Source organism: uncultured Roseibium sp., from assembly GCF_947499295.1.
Taxonomy (GTDB): Bacteria; Pseudomonadota; Alphaproteobacteria; order Rhizobiales; family Stappiaceae; genus Roseibium.
Genome location: NZ_CANMNP010000001.1, coordinates 830,360 through 846,669, shown reverse-complemented (window position 1 = coordinate 846,669; position 16,310 = coordinate 830,360). Strand labels below are relative to the sequence as shown.

General features: G+C 56.4%; 16 protein-coding genes. 3 read left to right on the top strand and 13 right to left on the bottom strand.

What is annotated here, in order from left to right:
• Nucleotide 1: 1 nt before the first annotated feature.
• The 5 genes from Q0835_RS04050 to Q0835_RS04030 form a co-directional block, all read right to left on the bottom strand.
• The gene (locus Q0835_RS04050; protein ID WP_298958566.1) at nucleotides 2-1,162 is read right to left on the bottom strand and encodes a Gfo/Idh/MocA family oxidoreductase; all 1,161 of its coding nucleotides are present in this window, start codon (nucleotides 1,160-1,162) and stop codon (nucleotides 2-4) included.
• Between the two features lie 182 nt (nucleotides 1,163-1,344).
• Entirely contained in the window at nucleotides 1,345-2,400 is a 1,056-nt protein-coding gene (locus tag Q0835_RS04045; RefSeq protein ID WP_298815625.1) for a sugar phosphate isomerase/epimerase, read from the bottom strand.
• A gap of 76 nt (nucleotides 2,401-2,476) precedes the next feature.
• Nucleotides 2,477-3,433: a substrate-binding domain-containing protein gene (locus tag Q0835_RS04040; protein WP_298958563.1), complete on the bottom strand. Its 957-nt coding sequence runs from the start codon at nucleotides 3,431-3,433 to the stop codon at nucleotides 2,477-2,479.
• Nucleotides 3,434-3,540: 107 nt separating this feature from the next.
• On the bottom strand, nucleotides 3,541-4,548 hold the full coding sequence (locus Q0835_RS04035) for an ABC transporter permease (RefSeq protein WP_152504383.1): 1,008 nt from the start codon (nucleotides 4,546-4,548) through the stop codon (nucleotides 3,541-3,543).
• Between the two features lie 2 nt (nucleotides 4,549-4,550).
• The gene (locus Q0835_RS04030) at nucleotides 4,551-6,074 is read right to left on the bottom strand and encodes a sugar ABC transporter ATP-binding protein (protein ID WP_298958562.1); all 1,524 of its coding nucleotides are present in this window, start codon (nucleotides 6,072-6,074) and stop codon (nucleotides 4,551-4,553) included.
• Nucleotides 6,075-6,276: 202 nt separating this feature from the next.
• Between Q0835_RS04030 and Q0835_RS04025 the strand changes: the two genes are divergently transcribed.
• On the top strand, nucleotides 6,277-7,311 hold the full coding sequence (locus Q0835_RS04025) for a LacI family DNA-binding transcriptional regulator (RefSeq protein ID WP_298815631.1): 1,035 nt from the start codon (nucleotides 6,277-6,279) through the stop codon (nucleotides 7,309-7,311).
• Between the two features lie 40 nt (nucleotides 7,312-7,351).
• Here the strand turns inward: Q0835_RS04025 and Q0835_RS04020 are convergent, their stop codons facing one another.
• From Q0835_RS04020 to Q0835_RS03985, 8 genes are all read right to left on the bottom strand, one after another.
• Nucleotides 7,352-8,467, bottom strand: a complete 1,116-nt coding sequence (locus Q0835_RS04020) for an isocitrate/isopropylmalate family dehydrogenase (RefSeq protein WP_298815633.1) — start codon at nucleotides 8,465-8,467, stop codon at nucleotides 7,352-7,354.
• Nucleotides 8,468-8,478: 11 nt separating this feature from the next.
• Nucleotides 8,479-9,126 (bottom strand): 3-oxo-tetronate 4-phosphate decarboxylase, encoded by a 648-nt coding sequence (gene otnC, locus Q0835_RS04015; RefSeq protein ID WP_298958560.1) that lies wholly within the window; start codon nucleotides 9,124-9,126, stop codon nucleotides 8,479-8,481.
• Nucleotides 9,123-10,355 (bottom strand): 3-oxo-tetronate kinase, encoded by a 1,233-nt coding sequence (gene otnK / locus Q0835_RS04010; RefSeq protein ID WP_298958558.1) that lies wholly within the window; start codon nucleotides 10,353-10,355, stop codon nucleotides 9,123-9,125. Before otnK ends, otnC begins: the two co-directional genes overlap by 4 nt.
• Nucleotides 10,352-11,149 (bottom strand): N-acyl homoserine lactonase family protein, encoded by a 798-nt coding sequence (locus Q0835_RS04005; RefSeq protein WP_298815639.1) that lies wholly within the window; start codon nucleotides 11,147-11,149, stop codon nucleotides 10,352-10,354. The genes otnK and Q0835_RS04005 overlap by 4 nt, the downstream gene beginning before the upstream one ends.
• Nucleotides 11,146-11,436: a putative quinol monooxygenase gene (locus Q0835_RS04000; RefSeq protein ID WP_298958556.1), complete on the bottom strand. Its 291-nt coding sequence runs from the start codon at nucleotides 11,434-11,436 to the stop codon at nucleotides 11,146-11,148. The genes Q0835_RS04005 and Q0835_RS04000 overlap by 4 nt, the downstream gene beginning before the upstream one ends.
• A 15-nt stretch (nucleotides 11,437-11,451) precedes the next feature.
• A complete protein-coding gene (locus Q0835_RS03995) occupies nucleotides 11,452-12,735 on the bottom strand; it encodes a TRAP transporter large permease (protein ID WP_298815643.1) in 1,284 nt (427 codons plus the stop codon).
• Nucleotides 12,735-13,262: a TRAP transporter small permease gene (locus Q0835_RS03990; RefSeq protein WP_298958554.1), complete on the bottom strand. Its 528-nt coding sequence runs from the start codon at nucleotides 13,260-13,262 to the stop codon at nucleotides 12,735-12,737. The genes Q0835_RS03995 and Q0835_RS03990 overlap by 1 nt, the downstream gene beginning before the upstream one ends.
• A 68-nt stretch (nucleotides 13,263-13,330) precedes the next feature.
• Complete coding sequence (locus Q0835_RS03985; RefSeq protein WP_298958552.1) at nucleotides 13,331-14,344, bottom strand: TRAP transporter substrate-binding protein; 1,014 nt, start codon at nucleotides 14,342-14,344, stop codon at nucleotides 13,331-13,333.
• Nucleotides 14,345-14,565: 221 nt separating this feature from the next.
• On the opposite strand from Q0835_RS03985, the gene Q0835_RS03980 reads away from it, so the two are divergent.
• Nucleotides 14,566-15,606 carry a Gfo/Idh/MocA family oxidoreductase gene (locus tag Q0835_RS03980; protein ID WP_298958551.1) on the top strand — a complete coding sequence of 347 codons (1,041 nt, stop codon included), beginning with the start codon at nucleotides 14,566-14,568 and terminating at the stop codon, nucleotides 15,604-15,606.
• Nucleotides 15,599-16,273 carry a GntR family transcriptional regulator gene (locus Q0835_RS03975; protein WP_298958549.1) on the top strand — a complete coding sequence of 225 codons (675 nt, stop codon included), beginning with the start codon at nucleotides 15,599-15,601 and terminating at the stop codon, nucleotides 16,271-16,273. Before Q0835_RS03980 ends, Q0835_RS03975 begins: the two co-directional genes overlap by 8 nt.
• Nucleotides 16,274-16,310: the final 37 nt, after the last annotated feature.

Sequence of the window (16,310 nt, the reverse complement as noted above, 5' to 3'; positions counted from 1 at the left end):
GTTAGCCGTCGAGTTTGACCCAGGCCGCATTCCTTGAAGACGACTTTACGCAGGCATCGATAAAACGAACGCCGGCCAGACCGTCTTCCACATTCGGCACGAGCGACGGGAGGTTTTCCCCACGCTGATGGGCACGGATGACATCTGCCGCGTCCTTATAAAGGTTTGCAAAGCCTTCCAGGTATCCTTCAGGATGTCCTGGTGGAATGCGGGTTGAAGGCCCGACACTCTCCGACATGCCTGCACCACCACGGGTGATAATCCGTTTCGGTTCGCCAAATGGTGTCAGGTAAAGATAGTTCGGGTTTTCCTGATGCCACTCCAGACCGCCCTTGTCGCCATAGACGCGGATCTTGAGATTGTTCTCATTTCCCGGTGCGACCTGCGAACACCAAAGCATGCCTCGCGCACCGCTGGCATAGCGAAGCATCACGTGGCCATTGTCGTCCACCTGTCGGCCCGGCACGAAGGATTGGAGATCGGCCGCGAGACTTTCAGCCAGCTGACCGGTAATGAAGCTTGCCAGATTATAGGCATGAGTGCCGATGTCGCCGGTCGAGCCGCCCAGCCCGGTCCGCGCTGGGTCGGTTCTCCATTCTGCCTGCTTGTTGTTTTGTTCAATCGTGAGCCAGTCCTGCGGATATTCGACCTGGATCACACGAATTGTACCAAGCTCACCACTTTGAACGAGTTCGCGTGCCTGACGGACCATCGGATAGCCGGTATAGTTATGCGTCAGGAAAAACAGGGCACTTGAGCTTTCTGCCGCTTTGACCAGCTTCTTGGCGTCGGCAAGAGTAGACGTCAGCGGCTTGTCACAGATGACATGAATACCGCGTTTCAGAAACTCCCTGGCTGCCGGATAGTGCACGTGGTTGGGCGTTACAATCGCGACGGCCTCGATGCCATCCTTCAGCCTGGCCTCGCGTTTGGCCATATCAGCGAAGGATGCGTAGGTCCGATCCTCCTTCAGACCGAGTGCGCGCCCGGATTCAAGCGCTTTTTCCGGCGTGGAGGAAAGGGCACCGGCAACCAGGTCATAGGCACCGTCGATCCTGGAGGCAATCCGGTGGACCGCTCCGATAAAGGCATCCTTGCCACCTCCCACCATGCCGAGGCGGATCGGGCGTGTTTGCGCGCTGTCTGTTCCTTCAATGGCCATCCTGGTCCTCCAGTTTGTTCTTCAAGCACCCATCTCGGCGCTTCATAAATCGATTGAATACTCTTTACAAAGAAACGCTGCCGGGAGGAAGCGTGCCGACGCCATCCCGGAGAAGATCATTGAATTCGTCATCAATGACATGTCCGGCAGGATGGCGTGCGGCAATGAAATGCGTGCTCTGACTAGCTTATTCCAAGCATTTTCCGGTTGGCGGCGTCATCGGTACCTCCGTCAGCAAAATCGTCAAAGGCTTTTTCTGTGACGCGGATGATGTGGTCCTTAACGAATTGCGCGCCTTCCCGTGCACCGTCTTCCGGATGTTTCAGGCAGCACTCCCATTCAACCACGGCCCAGCCGTCAAAGTCGTTCGCTGCCATCTTGGAAAAAACCGCACCGAAATCGACTTGTCCGTCACCGAGCGAGCGGAACCGTCCCGCCCGGTCAACCCATGGCTGATAGCCGCTGTAGACACCTTGCCGACCGGTTGGATTGAACTCGGCGTCCTTTACGTGGAACATGCCGATCCTGTCCTTGTAGATGTCGATATTGTCCAGGTAATCCAGGCATTGCAGCACGTAGTGCGAGGGGTCGTAGAGCATCTTGCATCGGTTATGATTGCTTACCCGCTCAAGGAACATTTCGAACGTGATGCCGTCATGCAGGTCTTCGCCCGGGTGAATTTCATAGCAAACGTCGACACCCATATCCTCGGCATAGTCGAGGATGGGACGCCATCGTTTTGCAAGCTCGTCAAAAGCCGTTTCCACCAGGCCTGCAGGACGCTGAGGCCAAGGGTAGAGATAGGGCCAAGCAAGGGCACCGGAAAAGGTCGCATGAGCCGAGATGCCGAGATTGTGGCTGGCGGCGAGCGCCATTTTCACCTGATCGACAGCCCAGGCCTGCCTTGCGGTTGGATTGCCGCGCACATGGGCCGCTGCAAAACCGTCAAAGGCAGTGTCATAGGCCGGATGTACGGCAACCAGCTGGCCTTGAAGGTGAGTCGAGAGTTCCGTGATCTCAACTCCGTTTTCCTTTGCGGTCCCGGCAAACTCTTCGCAATAGGTCTTGGAACTCGCTGCCCTTTCCAGATCGATAAGGCGCCCGTCCCAACTCGGCACCTGCACACCGAGATAGCCGCAATCAGCGGCCCACTTTGTGATTGAATCCCAGGAATTGAATGGCGCTTCATCCCCGGCAAACTGGGCTAGAAACAGTGCAGGACCCTTGATGGTTTTCATTTTCTCTCTCCAGAGTAGGGACAAAAATGGGCCGGGACCCCATCGCAAGACCCCGGCCCAAGTGGCTACTTGTTCCTTAGAACGGTGAGTCCGGGAAGTAGTAGCTTTCTGCGTTGTCTTTGGTGATCAGGGTCGCACCGAGAATGTAGCGACCGGCCACTGGCCCGTTGGACTTGAATGCCTGAACAGTTGCATCCATGGCCGTTGCGATCATCGCGGGCGGATAAAGCACGTCGACCGGGATCAACGTTTCACCATCCATGATGCCCTTGATGATTTCCTTCATGCCCGCGCCACCGACAACGAACATGCCGTCACCATCACGTCCTGCCTGCTTGAGCGCTGCCACAACGCCGATTGCGATATCGTCGTCCTGTGCCCAGACTGCATCGATATCCGGGAAGCGGGACAGGAAGTCCTGCATCACTTCAAAGCCGTCATCGCGGTTCCAGTTTGCGTGTTTGTGATCCAGGACATTGATGCCGAAACCTTCGATTTCCGCCATGAACGCATCAAAACGCTCATTGTCGATCACTGTTGGAATACCGCGCAGGACAACAATGTTGTCGCCGTCTTTCAAGCGGGTCTTCATGTACTGAGCCGAAACACGGCCGAGTTCCGGGTTATTGCCGGCGACATAAAGGTCCTCGATGCCCGGCTGGCTGAGACCGCGGTCGACGACTGTGATCCAGGCGCCGGATTTCTTGACGTTCAGCACAGGGTCGGTAAGCGGCTCGGATTCAAACGGCAGAACCACCAGAGCATCGATCTGATGGACGGACACAAGGTCTTCCAGGGCGCTGGCCTGTGCTTCGGGGTCCGGAGAGTTGACTAGGATAAGGTCAACATCAGGATAAAGCTCTTCGAGCCTCTTTTCAGCCTGTTCCGCGTGCCAGTTCATACCTGCAGCCCAGGCATGGGTCGGTGTCGGATAGCTGACGCCGATCTTGATTTTCTCGTCGGCAACTGCGGAGCCTGCAAAGGCAAGCATCCCTGTCACTGCCATTGCTCCCAAGGCTTTCTTCATAAGCATGGTTTCCTCCTCCAATGCATTTCACTTGGACGCACCTCTCCCGTCCGGTGCGAGCCGGTCTTTAAATTGGGGACGGGTCCCTATTCCGTTGAGTTCAGCGCATCGACTTACTTGCTCTTGCCAAGTTTCCAGTCGCTGCGCTGCAGTAGAACCGCAACGATGATGATCAAGCCCTGCATGGTTCCATTCAGGTAGTTCGAGATCAGATCGGTGAAGTTCAAAATGTTGCCGATGGTCGTCAGGATCAAAGCGCCCAGAATCGTGCCTCCAATACGGCCGTATCCGCCCTTCAAAACCGTGCCCCCGATAATCACAGCCGCAATTGCTTCCAATTCCCAGAGAACACCGGTCGAGGCTGACGCCGAACCGAGCCGCGGAACATAAATGATCGTAGCGAACGAAACGCACAGACCCTGGATGACATAGGTAAGCGTTTTCACACGGTCGACATTGATCGCAGAGTAGCGGGCAACGGCTTCGTTTGATCCGATCGCCGTGCAGTAGCGCCCGAATGCGGTCCGGTTTAGTAGCAGCCAGCCGCAGATGGCCACTCCGATGAATACCCAGACCGGGTAGGGGAGGCCAAGGAAGCTGTCATAGTAGACCGGTCGGTAGGTGCCGCGGATATCGAAGTTGAGCGACAAGGTCCCGCCATCGGCGAAATAGGTCACGAGCGAACGATAGATACCCATTGTACCAAGGGTGACAATGAACGCTTCGATCTTGCCTTTGGTTGTCAGGGCACCGTTGATCCAACCCGCACCGATGCCGAGTACCACGGCACAGCCGCAGCCGAGCAGAACCGTTGCGACACCGGTCCCCATCGTATCGACTGCGTTGTTCATGATGATGATCATGACACCGGAAATCGCCGCGGCCATCGAACCGACCGAGAGGTCGATACCGCCGGCCGTGATGACGAAAGTAGCGCCGACCGCGATGATGCCGATGAAGGCGGAACGGGTCAAAAGGTTGGTCAGATTGCCTTCGCTGACAAATGACGGGTTCAGCAAAAAGCCGATGATACACAGGATCAGAAGGGCAAGGGCCGGTCCGATCGTCTTGAAATCGATTGAAGACCGCTTGGCAGTCGTCTCGGTCGATGAGGTGACCATGGTCAATGAAGTTCCTCCCGTTTCAGCCCGGCGGCGTAACGCATGATTTCGTTTTCGTTGATGTGATCACCGGTCAGAACGCCCGTAATGCTGCCTTCGCGCATCACCACCACCCGGTGGCAAATGCCGATGATCTCCGGCATTTCGGAGGAAATGACGACGACCGAAACGCCTTCGGCGGCAAGCGCAGCAATGAAATGATAGATCTGCTGCTTGGTCCCGACATCGATGCCGCGCGTCGGTTCATCGATAACGACGATCTTTGGGTCGCACTCCATGATCTTGGCGAGCAGCAGTTTTTGCTGGTTGCCGCCGGACAGTTTGCCGACGGTGATATCGTTGTCCTTGGCCCTGACGTCGAAACGGCGGATCGCGCGTTCAAGCGCAGCTTCTTCGCGCTTGCGGTCGATAGCAAAATTCTTCACGAATTTCGGGAGCGCGAACAGGGTCAGATTTGGCTGCATTTTCTTGTCGAGCAGCAGCCCCTTTTCCTTCCTGTCCTTGGTCAGGTAGGCAAGTCCGGCATCTCGTGCTCCGGCCACGGTCATCGTGCCGGCATCGCGTCCGAACAGCTTGACGGTTCCACCGTCGGTCGGCGCTAGTCCGCAAATTGCTTCAAAAACAGCAGTTCGTCCCGACCCGATCAGCCCCGAGAAACCCAGGATTTCACCTTTGCGTAGTCCGAAGCTGACCCCGTTCACACCCGTTGCAACAAGATTGTCGACTTCCAGAACAAGGTCAGCGTCGAAATCCGCCTCCTGCATCGGGGGGTAGAGGTCCGACAGTTCACGGCCCACCATCATCTGAGCCATCAGATCCGGTGTCAGATCTTGCGCATGTCGGGTGTCAATCCATTGACCGTCCCGCAAGATGGTGATGCGATCCGAGATTGCCTTGACTTCATTCAGCTTGTGGGAAACGAAAACGATGCCAACGCCGCTTTCCTTCAGCTTCGTAACCTGCCGGAAGAAGACTTCCGTTTCTTCTTCGGTCAGCACCGCGGTCGGCTCGTCCATGATCAGAATGCGGGCGTTTCGACTGACTGCCTTGACGATTTCGACCATTTGCTTCTGCGCGATCGTCAAGTCGGAAATGCGGTCGGTCGGAGAAATATCCAGGCCGATTTCATCGAGATAGCCCTGCACGGCCGCACGCATTGCTGCCTTGTCAAGCAATCCTTTGGATTTGACCTCGCGCCCGAGAAACACGTTCTCTTCGACCGTCATCTGCTCGGCGAGGTTCAGTTCCTGGTGAATGAGCACGATGCCAAGCGATTCGGCTGCGCCATTTGGAGGCAGATCTGTCTTTTTGCCGTCGAGCCGGATTTGACCGGATGTAGGGTCGTGGAAACCGGACAGAATCTTCATGAGTGTCGATTTACCGGCGCCGTTTTCGCCGATCAGCGCATGAACCTCTCCTGAGCGCACATCCATGCTCACGCTGAACAGGACCGGCACCGGACCGAAAGATTTGCTGATGTTGACAGCTTCGATGATCGCCGCTTGTGCGGTCGTTTCCATCTGCATTTATGTCTTCCTCCCAGGCGCCGACATGTTTCCTCCACACTGACGCCATGTTTGGATGTAAACGTTTTCACGATTGATGTAAACCTTTACATTACTCATTGTAAACCTTTTCATCAGAGCCAATGCGCATTATACAGCGTAGAGGGCGTGTAGATTCATGAACTTAATGGGTCTTCGCGCTGCAACATGTCTGGATCAATAAATGAGCGAACCGCTGGAGCGGCCGGCCACAATTGAAGATGTTGCAAAACTTGCGGGCGTGTCGATTGCCACCGTCAGCAGGGCTCTGCGCTCGCCCGAGAAGGTCGCCGAAAGCACGCGGAAAAAGGTCACTGCCGCGATTGCGCGAACAGGCTACACCGCCAATGCCATGGCGCAGAATTTGCGCATGCAACGTTCGCAGATGGTCCTGGTCCTGGCATCTTCGATTGCTGATCCGAACTTTGCCGGCATTTTGATCGGTCTGGAAAAGGCTGCGGCCGACAGAGGCTATGGCGTCCTGATCGGCAACACGGAAGGCACTACAGGTATAGAGCAGACCTACATGCGCTTTTTGTCGACCGGCATGGCGGATGGACTGGTGCTTCTGACGGGCCACATTCCCGTCGCCGGTGAACCGCAGACGCCATTGAGCTCCCTGCCGGCAGTCGTTGCGACTGAACGGCCTCTGGCGCATTCCGATATCAGCTATGTCGGGGTGGATGACGTTGCAGCTTCCAAGATGGCGACGGAATATCTGATCTCACTCGGTCATCGGAAAATCGTTTTCATTTCCGGGGGACCTGCGGACATTCGAAGTGATTTGAGGCATTCCGGATACCGCCAGGGCCTGAAAGAGACACCGGACGCGCCGAGAGATTGGCGTGTCGAAGGTGACGGCACGGCGGAAAGTGGCCGAGCCGCGGTAGAGCGCCTTTTTATCAAGGATGACCTGCCTACCGCGTTTTTCTGCTTTAACGACAATACCGCAATTGGCGTCATCTCCGCGCTCCAGCTGCGCGGTTACAACGTGCCGGAAGACTTCTCTGTTTTGGGGTTTGACGATATTCCCTTTGCCAACAATTTCACGCCGGGGCTGACGACCATTCGCCAGCCGCGCCACCACATTGGCGAAAAGGCCATGACAATCCTTCTGGATCGTTTGGCTAACAGATCACTTGAAACCAGAACGCACCTATTGCATGGGGACCTGATCGTCCGGGAAAGCTGCGCGGGCGTCAGCAAACGCGGCAGATAAGTCCGGATAACCTTGGGGTAGTGCCAGGACAGCGTTGCTCTTAAGCGCTGACACGATCCTTTGCAGGTGCAAGTTCCGCGATTCCAGTCAACAGCTGGTTGGTCACAGCTTTGGTGCCCATGTCGCCGCCGAATTCCATCGGTCTCAGGGCGTTTTGTTCAAAAGCCTCATCAACGGATGAATTGATCAGGTCGGCAGCATCGGCCAGGTGGGAATTTCCAAGTTTCTCAGCCAGGTAGTCCAGCATCAGGGCTGCGCTCAGGATTGCCGCCAAAGGATTGGCCTTGTCCTGTCCCATAATGTCGGGCGCGCTTCCGTGGGCAGGCTGAAAAAGACCGGTCGTATCGCCGATCTCGCCGCAGGCCGCCATTCCCATGCCGCCGACCAGACCACCTGCAAGATCGGACAGGATGTCACCGAACATGTTTTCCATCACCAGTACATCGAATTCCCAGGGCTTGCGGACCAGATCAAGTGCCTGCGCATCGACGTAGTTATAGCCGACGGGAACGTCGGGATAGTTCTCTTTCACCTCGTTGAAGATCTGGCGGAAGAAAGCGAGCGATGTAAAGACGTTGGCCTTGTCGACGCAGGTGAGGGTGCCGTTCTTGCCCTTGGCTCTGCGCTTGCGCGCCAGGTTGAAGGCAAAATGATGCAGTTTCGTTGTTGTCTTGCGCGTTACGCGAAGCACGTCCTGAACTTCATCGTTGTTGGCCACAAGCGTGCGCTTGTGCGCAGCGGCCGAATAAAAAAGCCCTTCTGTGGATTCCCGCAAGATAATCAGGTCGATGCCTGCTGCACGCGGATCTGCCAGCCGTTGCGGTGCATTCGGATAAGCTTTGACCGGACGGACCCCGGCAAACAGCTCAAAGCGATCGCGCAGCCGCAGGTGTGGAGAAATTTCCGTTCCATCGGCGTGACGGATCGACGGCATGCCGATTGCGCCGAGGAACATGGCGTCTGCTTCACCTGCCCGCACTTCGCCGTCTGGTTCAATGTCGGTCCCGGTCTCCCGAAAATAGCCGGCTCCGGCCAGAATTTCGTCATAGGCCGGCAGTGCCTGACCGGTTTTCCGCAGAGCGACTTCCATGACAGCCATGGCCGCTTCTGCAACATCGACGCCGATCCCGTCACCTTTTATCAGTGCTATTTTCATCGGTAACTTCCTCAATTCCAATCAACGTCAAAACGCTCTACCACCTGGCCAATCTGATCAGGTGTGAGAGAAATGGCCCCGGTTCCGCGCATAAGCAGCGCCAGCCGGGCCGTGGCTTCCAACTCTTCCATGGCATAAACCGCTGCCTCCAGATCCTTGCCGGCGACCACAGGTCCGTGATTGGCAAGCAGGACAGCCGATCGTTTTCCCGCCAGGCCTCGCACAGCCTCTCCCATGGCTGGATCACCAGGCACAAAGAAGGGCAACAGCCGTACCTTGCCGAGCTGCATAATCCCGTAGGGTGTCAGCGTCGGCAGGACATTTTCCGGATCGATGTCCGGCAAAAGCGTGAGCGCGACCGAATGACAGGAATGAAGATGAACAACCGCACCAGTGTTGCTGCGGGTCTCATAAAAAGCAGTATGAAGCGGGATTTCCTTTGTCGGTTTGTCACCTGACAAAAGCTCGCCCTTTTCTGATAGATGGCTGATCTGCGCCGGATTCAGAAATCCCATGGAAGACCCCGTTGGCGTGACCAGCAGGGTGCCGTCGGACAGCCGCAGCGAAATATTACCCGTCGATCCGTGTGTCAAACCACGGTCGAACATGGATTTCGCCATAAGACAGATCTGCTCGCGTGCCGAGGCGATTTCGCTCATTCGCGGCCCTCCAGAACGGAAAGCGCCTCGGAAAAGAAATCAGGTCCGCCGAAATTGCCGGACTTGAGGGCAAGGGCGAGGGGGCGTCCGGCAACCTTGAGCGCGGGAACGCCCGCAGCAATCTTGGGTCCGATCTCAAGCGTGTCGGCCTGAAGACCCGAGACCACTGCACCGGAGGTCTCTCCTCCGGCAACCACGATCCTTTTGACCCCTTCGTGCGACAAGGCTGCAGCAAGATTGGCAAAGACCTTCTCGATTGCGTCCGCGCTTTTCTCGCGGCCGTATTTGTCTTGAGCGGCGGCAACGATCGACGGATCAGCAGAGGAATAAAGAAGAGGTGCGGTATCCTGTCGGATCGCCCATTCGACAATCTCCTGCAGCGACAGCTTTTGAGCCATAATGTCGTCTGCATTGAGTTCCCGCGACGGTGCGTTGGCCTTATAGGCCTCAACTTGACCGCGCGTGGCTGTCGAGCAGGAGCCGGACAGGACGACGGCCTTGCCGGAAACCCCGGCCCAGGAAGATGTTTCAGGTTGAAACCCGAAGTTCTGTGGCAAGCCAAGCGCAATGCCCGAGCCGCCGGTCAGAAGTTTACGGGATGCTGCCGCACGACCGAAGGTTATCAGGTCTTCGTTGCGGATGGCATCGACGACCACCATGGCCTTGCCGGCCTTTGAAACGCTTTGAACAACAGCATCTGCGCCAGCCCAGACGTCGGATATCGAGATGTGTTTCACGGTGCGCGAGGTTTGCCGCGCAAGTACACGTCGAATGTCGGGATCATTCATGGGCGTCAGCGGATGGTGCTGCATACCGCTTTCGCTCAACAGAACGTCATTGACGAAGAGATGGCCCTGATAGACTGAGCGTCCGTTTTCAGGAAAGGCCGGGCAGACCAGAACTGTGTCTTCACCAAGCCGATCCGCCAAAGCTTCGGTCACCGGGCCGATGTTGCCTGCGTCGGTGGAATCGAACGTGGAGCAAATCTTGAAAATGATCTGCTGACAGCCCTGGTTCAACAGCCAGTCGCAGGCTTCCAGCGATATCGCAACGGCATCAGCAGCCGCAATGGTGCGCGACTTGAGTCCGACAACTCCTGCCTCGATATGATCTTCAATGCTGTGCTCCGGGACGCCGACGAATTGTGCGGTCGGCATGCCACCTTCAGACAGCATCAGCGCGATATCGGATGCGCCGGTAAAATCGTCTGCAATGACACCAAGCTTCATGGCAGAAACACCTTTTCCGGGCCCCGGTCTAGGCGAACGATGTGGTCCGGGCCATGTGAGGGAAACAATTGGCGTACCAGTGGATCGTGCCCAGGAATAACAAGCTCTTTCGAGCTGGCCAGACGCTGAATGGTCTTGAATCCGTTGAGCATGTCACCAAGGTCGACCACGATCGGAAACGGTTTTTCCTCTAGAAAGTTCTCGTAGTAGTGGGACGCGTCGGAGGCGAGGCACAACCAGCCTGCTTCGGTCAGGACGCGTACGACCTGCAATCCGTCGCTGTGACCTCCCGTCCGGTGAACCGTGACACCTTCGCGAACTTCACCATCTCCTTCGTGAAAGACGACACGTCCGGAATAAAGCCTTTGGACGGCTTCGCAGATATGATCAGCCGTGAAGGGTGCGTTCAAGGTTCCATGACACATGCAGGGGCCCGTGGCATAAGCCATTTCAGCTGCCTGGAGATGAATTGTGGCATTTGGAAAATGCCGAAGGCCCCCAGCATGATCGTAGTGAAGGTGAGTCACGATGATGGTTGTCACGTCTTCAGGAACGATGCCCAGAGGCGCCAGAGCTTCTGCCGGGTTCAGCCGAACTGGCCGTCCGCGCCGATCGCCTTCTTCCTGATCGTAGCCGGTGTCGACAAGCAAGACTTCGTCACGCTGGCGCAGCACCCAGATGAAATAATCCATGTCGTGGGGCTGGTTGTGATTGTCATCGAACAGAAAACTGTCCTTGCGCGTCCTGGCATTCCGGTCGGCATATTTAACTGCGAAGACTTCCCAGGGTGTCATGCGTCCACCTTCTGAAATGTCTTGACGGTTTTTTCGGCGATCATGTCGGAGACCCTGGCATCAAAGTCCTTGAAATGGTCAGTCGCAAGATGAAACTGGAACGCAGCTGCATCTTCATAGATTTCATATAGGAAAACCTCACCCGGCAGATCCGGATCGGTGCAGACATCAAACTGTCTGCACCCTGGTTCGTCTTTCACCGACGTTTGTGCATTTGCGATCATCAGGGGCATGAATGCTTCCATCTGCCCTTCCTTGATGCGAAACAGCACGGTCACTGCATACATCTTTTCAACTCCTCATCACCGGAACAGATGCACCATAGTCATTGAAACGGCGGGAATGTAGGTGACTGCAAGGAGCGCGATGATTGCCGCGATGTAAAGATGTGCCATTTTTCTGGCAATCGAGAGCACACCCACACCCGAGATCCGCGAGGCAACATAGAGCGTCGCGCCCACCGGTGGTGTGAACAGGCCCACTGCAACGTTACAGGTCATGATCACGCCAAGATGCACCGGGTCGACGCCGAAGGCTTTGGCCGTTGGCAGGAACAAGGGCGCGGTCAGCAGGATGGCGGGAACCGGGTCGAGCACCAGGCCCAGAATGAGCAGCACGATGTTGACCAGCAACAGGAACATCCATGGGCCGGAGGAAAACTCCTGAACGAAGGCAACCAGGATCTGGGGCATCTGTTCCAGGGTTATCAACCAGCCGAGCACGGTGGTTGCGCCGATCACCACCATCACCACTGAGCTGGTGACGAAGGAATCGACCAGCAGGCGCGGCAGATCCTTGATCTTGAAGTCGCGATAGACAACTGTCGTCACGAAGAGGCCATAGACAACGGCCAGCGCGGCAGCCTCGGTCGGCGTGACCCAGCCGGTGAAGATGCCGCCAAGGATCAGGATTGGCATAAAGAGCGCAGGGGCCGTGCCGATGAAGGACGATGTCAGCTCCTTCAGCGTTGTTGTTCGCCCGCCCGGATCGCAATTGGTTGTTTTGCCCACATAGTAGCAAACCGCCATGAATAGTGCGCCGAACAATACGCCGGGGATCATGCCGCCAAGGAACAGATCCGCGACGGAAACGTTGCCGACAAAGCCGTAGATAAGCATGGGAATGGACGGCGGAATGATGATGCCGATGGTTCCAGCTGCTGCAACGAGGCCTGCTGCAAACGCGGTGTTGTATCCCTCGCGGGACATGTTCTTGATCATCACCGAGCCGATGGCGGCAGAATCTGCAATTGCCGATCCGGAAATTCCGCCGAATATCATGGAAGCGCCAACGACAACCATGCCGAGCCCGCCCGCCATGAAGCCGAAGGCCGCACGTGCAAAGCCGATGATGCGCAGGCCGACACCGCCACGGCTCATCATTTCGCCAGCCACAATGAAAAGTGGAATGGCAAGGAAGTGGTTCGGTTCCACGCCGCCAATGAAATTAAGATACAACGCCTGAAGCGGATATCCGAGATCAAAGACGATGATGGGCAGAACGGCGGTGAGCAGAATTGCCCAAACAAGCGGAATGCCGATGAAGACGGAGGTCAAGAAAACCGCCACAACAAAGAGCAGGATCATTAAAGGGCCTCCCCGCCGTCAGAGTGAGATGCATGGGGTACGACCGGGTTTCTGATATCGAACACCATGTTGAATAGATGGAAGATCAGCGTCACGGCCATGCCGGCAGGCATGGATGCGTACAGCAGTCCAACGGGCCAATAGAGCACGGTGGTCTTCTGCGCCCAGGTATGAACGGAGATGTTGTAACCCGTATAGATCAGGCTGATCAGCAGAATTGCGATAATGGCATCTATCGCGATCGAAAGGGCGCGTTGACCGGGTCTGGGAACCAGTTTTTCGACAATTTCGGTAACACGCATATGCGCGCCGCGCGCAATGGCCGCGGCACAGCCGAAGAAGGTGCTCCACAGCAACAGGAAGCTGGTGACTTCCAGTGACCACGCCAGGTCGAAGCCGGCAAATCCACGAAGGGAAGCGTTGCAGAACACCAGTGTGACGATCGCAAATCCGCCAAGCGCCAGGCAAATATCGACCATATGGCTGAGCCAGCGCAGCACAGCCGGATAATGCTCTCGGTAATCCAAGGCTCTTCTCTTTTAGGAAAGGGCCGGGACTTTATAAGTCCCGGCTAGTTGTTGCCCGAAGTACTTGATCAGTTCTGGGCTGGGAGTGCTTCGCGGATCGCAGCCGCGTCGGCCAGGATCTTGTCGACTGCTTCGTCGCCGTAAACGTCCTTGGCCTTTGAATAGACCGACTGGACGGCATCACGGAACGGTCCGATTTCCGGAACGCTGACCGTTGCACCTTCTTCGGTCATTTCAGCAAGCTGGCTCTCAACGGAGCTCTTGACGAGGTTGCGGCTGAAAGTTGCGGATTCAGCTGCAGCTTTCAACACAGCTTCCTTGTCTTCGTCAGAGAAGGACTGCCAGGTCTTTTCCGCAATTGTCAAAGGCAGCGGGCTATAGACGTGACGCGTCAGCGTGATGTTCGGCGCGACCTCATAGAAGCGGAGCGATTTAATCGTGTCGACCGGGTTTTCCTGGCCGTTGACGATGCCCTGCTGAATGGAGAGGTAAACATCCGTGATCGGCATGACCACTGTCTGGAAACCGATGGCTTCCATCGACCAGCGGATCATGTCGTTCGGAAAGACGCGCATCTTCATGGATTCCGCATCGGTCGGAGACGCCAGCGGTTCATTGGTCGTGAAGCTTCGGAAGCCGGCTTCCCAAGTGCTCAGGACACGGAAACCCTTTTCCGGAAGCTTTGAGAACTCACCCTGCAGCCACTCGGAATTGTCATAAAGTTCCCAACCCTGTTCATAGGTGTCGACCAGAAACGGCATGGCCGTCAAGTTCAGGGTCGGCATATGCGTCGCATAGGAACCTGTCGCGGACACGGTAAAGTCCAGGCCGCCCAGCTGCAGCAGCTCGATCGCCTTCGGATCGTTGGCAAGCTGCCCTGACGGGAAGATCTGAACTTCGTAACGGCCGTCCGTATATTCAGCAACCTTTTCAGCGAACAGTTCTGCCGCCGCCTGGCGGGAACCGCCCGGATTATCGGTGTGGCTGAAACGCAGGGTTTCCACAGCATGTGCGCCACCCATACCGGCAGCAAGGATTGCCGCGCTCAGCAACAGACGGCTCAAACTCTTCTTATCAAGCATTTTGGTCTCCTCCCACGGCCGCTCCAGAAGGCCGTATCGATTTACACATTCGATTGCGTATACGTAAATCAATCCCTTGTCAACTTGGGAAATGTCGACTATCAAAAATCCAACGACGAATGCACTGAGCTTGTTTGGCCAGCGAATGCCGGCTCTGATCGACGTGGCCGCCAGAAGACGGCACCTTGGGACATCGGGCGTTAGCCGGTGGGAGGAAGCAATTGACGAAAAACGGTGGTGAAGCATTGCGTGTTGCCTGCCTTGGCGCAGGCTACTTTGCTCAATTTCATTATGATGCCTGGCGTCGGAACCCGCGCGTCCGTCTGGTCGGGTCCTGCGACCGGGACCGGGAAAAAGCCAAGGCCACCGGTCTGACCGCCTTTGGCGATCTGGAGCACATGCTCAAGATGGCCAAACCGGACCTGCTTGATATCATCACGCCGCCACCGACCCATTTTGAGGCCATCAGACTGGCAATCGCAAAGGGTGTGAAGGCGATAATCTGTCAAAAACCGTTCTGCACTTCTCTGGAAGAAGCGAAAGAGGCGACCGCACTGGCCGAGGCTGCCGGCGTCACGGTCGTTGTCCACGAAAACTTCCGCTTTCAACCCTGGTATAGAACCATCCATCAGGCACTGAACGATCGTCTGATCGGTGACGTTCTACAGGTCACGTTCCGGCTGAGAACAGGTGACGGGCAGGGGCCGCGCGCGTACCTCGACCGTCAACCCTATTTCCAGGAAATGCCGAAACTGCTCATTCATGAAACCGGCGTGCACTGGGTCGACACCTTCCAGTATCTGCTCGGCGATCCCGAGGCCGTTTACGCGGATTTGCGTCGTCTCAACCCGGCAATCAAGGGAGAAGATGCGGGCTATTTCGTCTTCGACTATGCCGATGGCGTTCGCGCACTCTTTGATGGCAACCGTCTTTTGGATCACGCTGCCGAAAACTGCCGGACCACACTCGGGGAAGCCCTGATCGAAGGCACCGGGGGAACGTTGACCTTGTCGGGGGATGGAGCCGTCAGGTTGCGCCATTTTGGCAATGTAAAGCCAAGCGTTCTCCTGGCTGCTCAGACCTGGAACGGCTTTGGCGGCGATTGCGTGAAGAATCTGATAGACCATGTTGTCGACGGTCTTTTGGACGGAATGCCGCTTGAAAACGAGGCGCGCGCGTATTTGAAGGTGATCGCGATCGAACAGGCGATTTATGAATCCGATCGCCTGGGGACGAAAATCCGGGAGTTTGCCCATGCTTGAGGCGCCAAAACCAAAAACAATCACCACCCAGGCGATGGAAAAAATCCGTCAGCTGATTTTCGACGGTGAACTTGCAGCCGGCTCCGATCATTTGGAAAGCGAGTTGGCGGATCGCCTTGGCATGTCCCGAACACCGGTGCGTGAAGCAACGCTCATGCTTGCCCAGCAAGGCCTCTTGGAAGTACGGCCCCGCAAGGGCGTGAGGATCTCGACCCTGTCGCTGAGAGACATGGAAGAAATCTATGCTGTGCTGACCGAACTGGAGAGCCTGTCTGCGGAACAAGCCGCCGACAAGGGGTATTCCGATGAGGATCTCAGTGCACTGAAACAGTCGATCGAAGCCATGGAAGAAGCGCTGGGGCGTGAAGATCGCGAAGCTTGGGCGATCGCGGATGATGCCTTTCACGACGAGCTCGTCAGGCTGGGCGGTAATTCTCGCGTGGAATCCATCGTGTCCATGATGGCGAACCAGGTCCGCCGGGCCCGCGCCATGACGCTCTATATTCGCCCCCTTCCGGTCAAGTCCAATGAGGACCACCGGGCGGTCTATGCCGCGATCAAGAAAGGCTTTGCCAACGAGGCGCGTGAACGCCACAGAAGTCACCGGCAGCACGCCCGCGAAGTGCTGATCGAGCTTTTGAAGAAACACAAGCTGTTTCAGCTTTAGAGCCTTGCATATCTTCCCCCTTTTTGTTGCAGGGGGA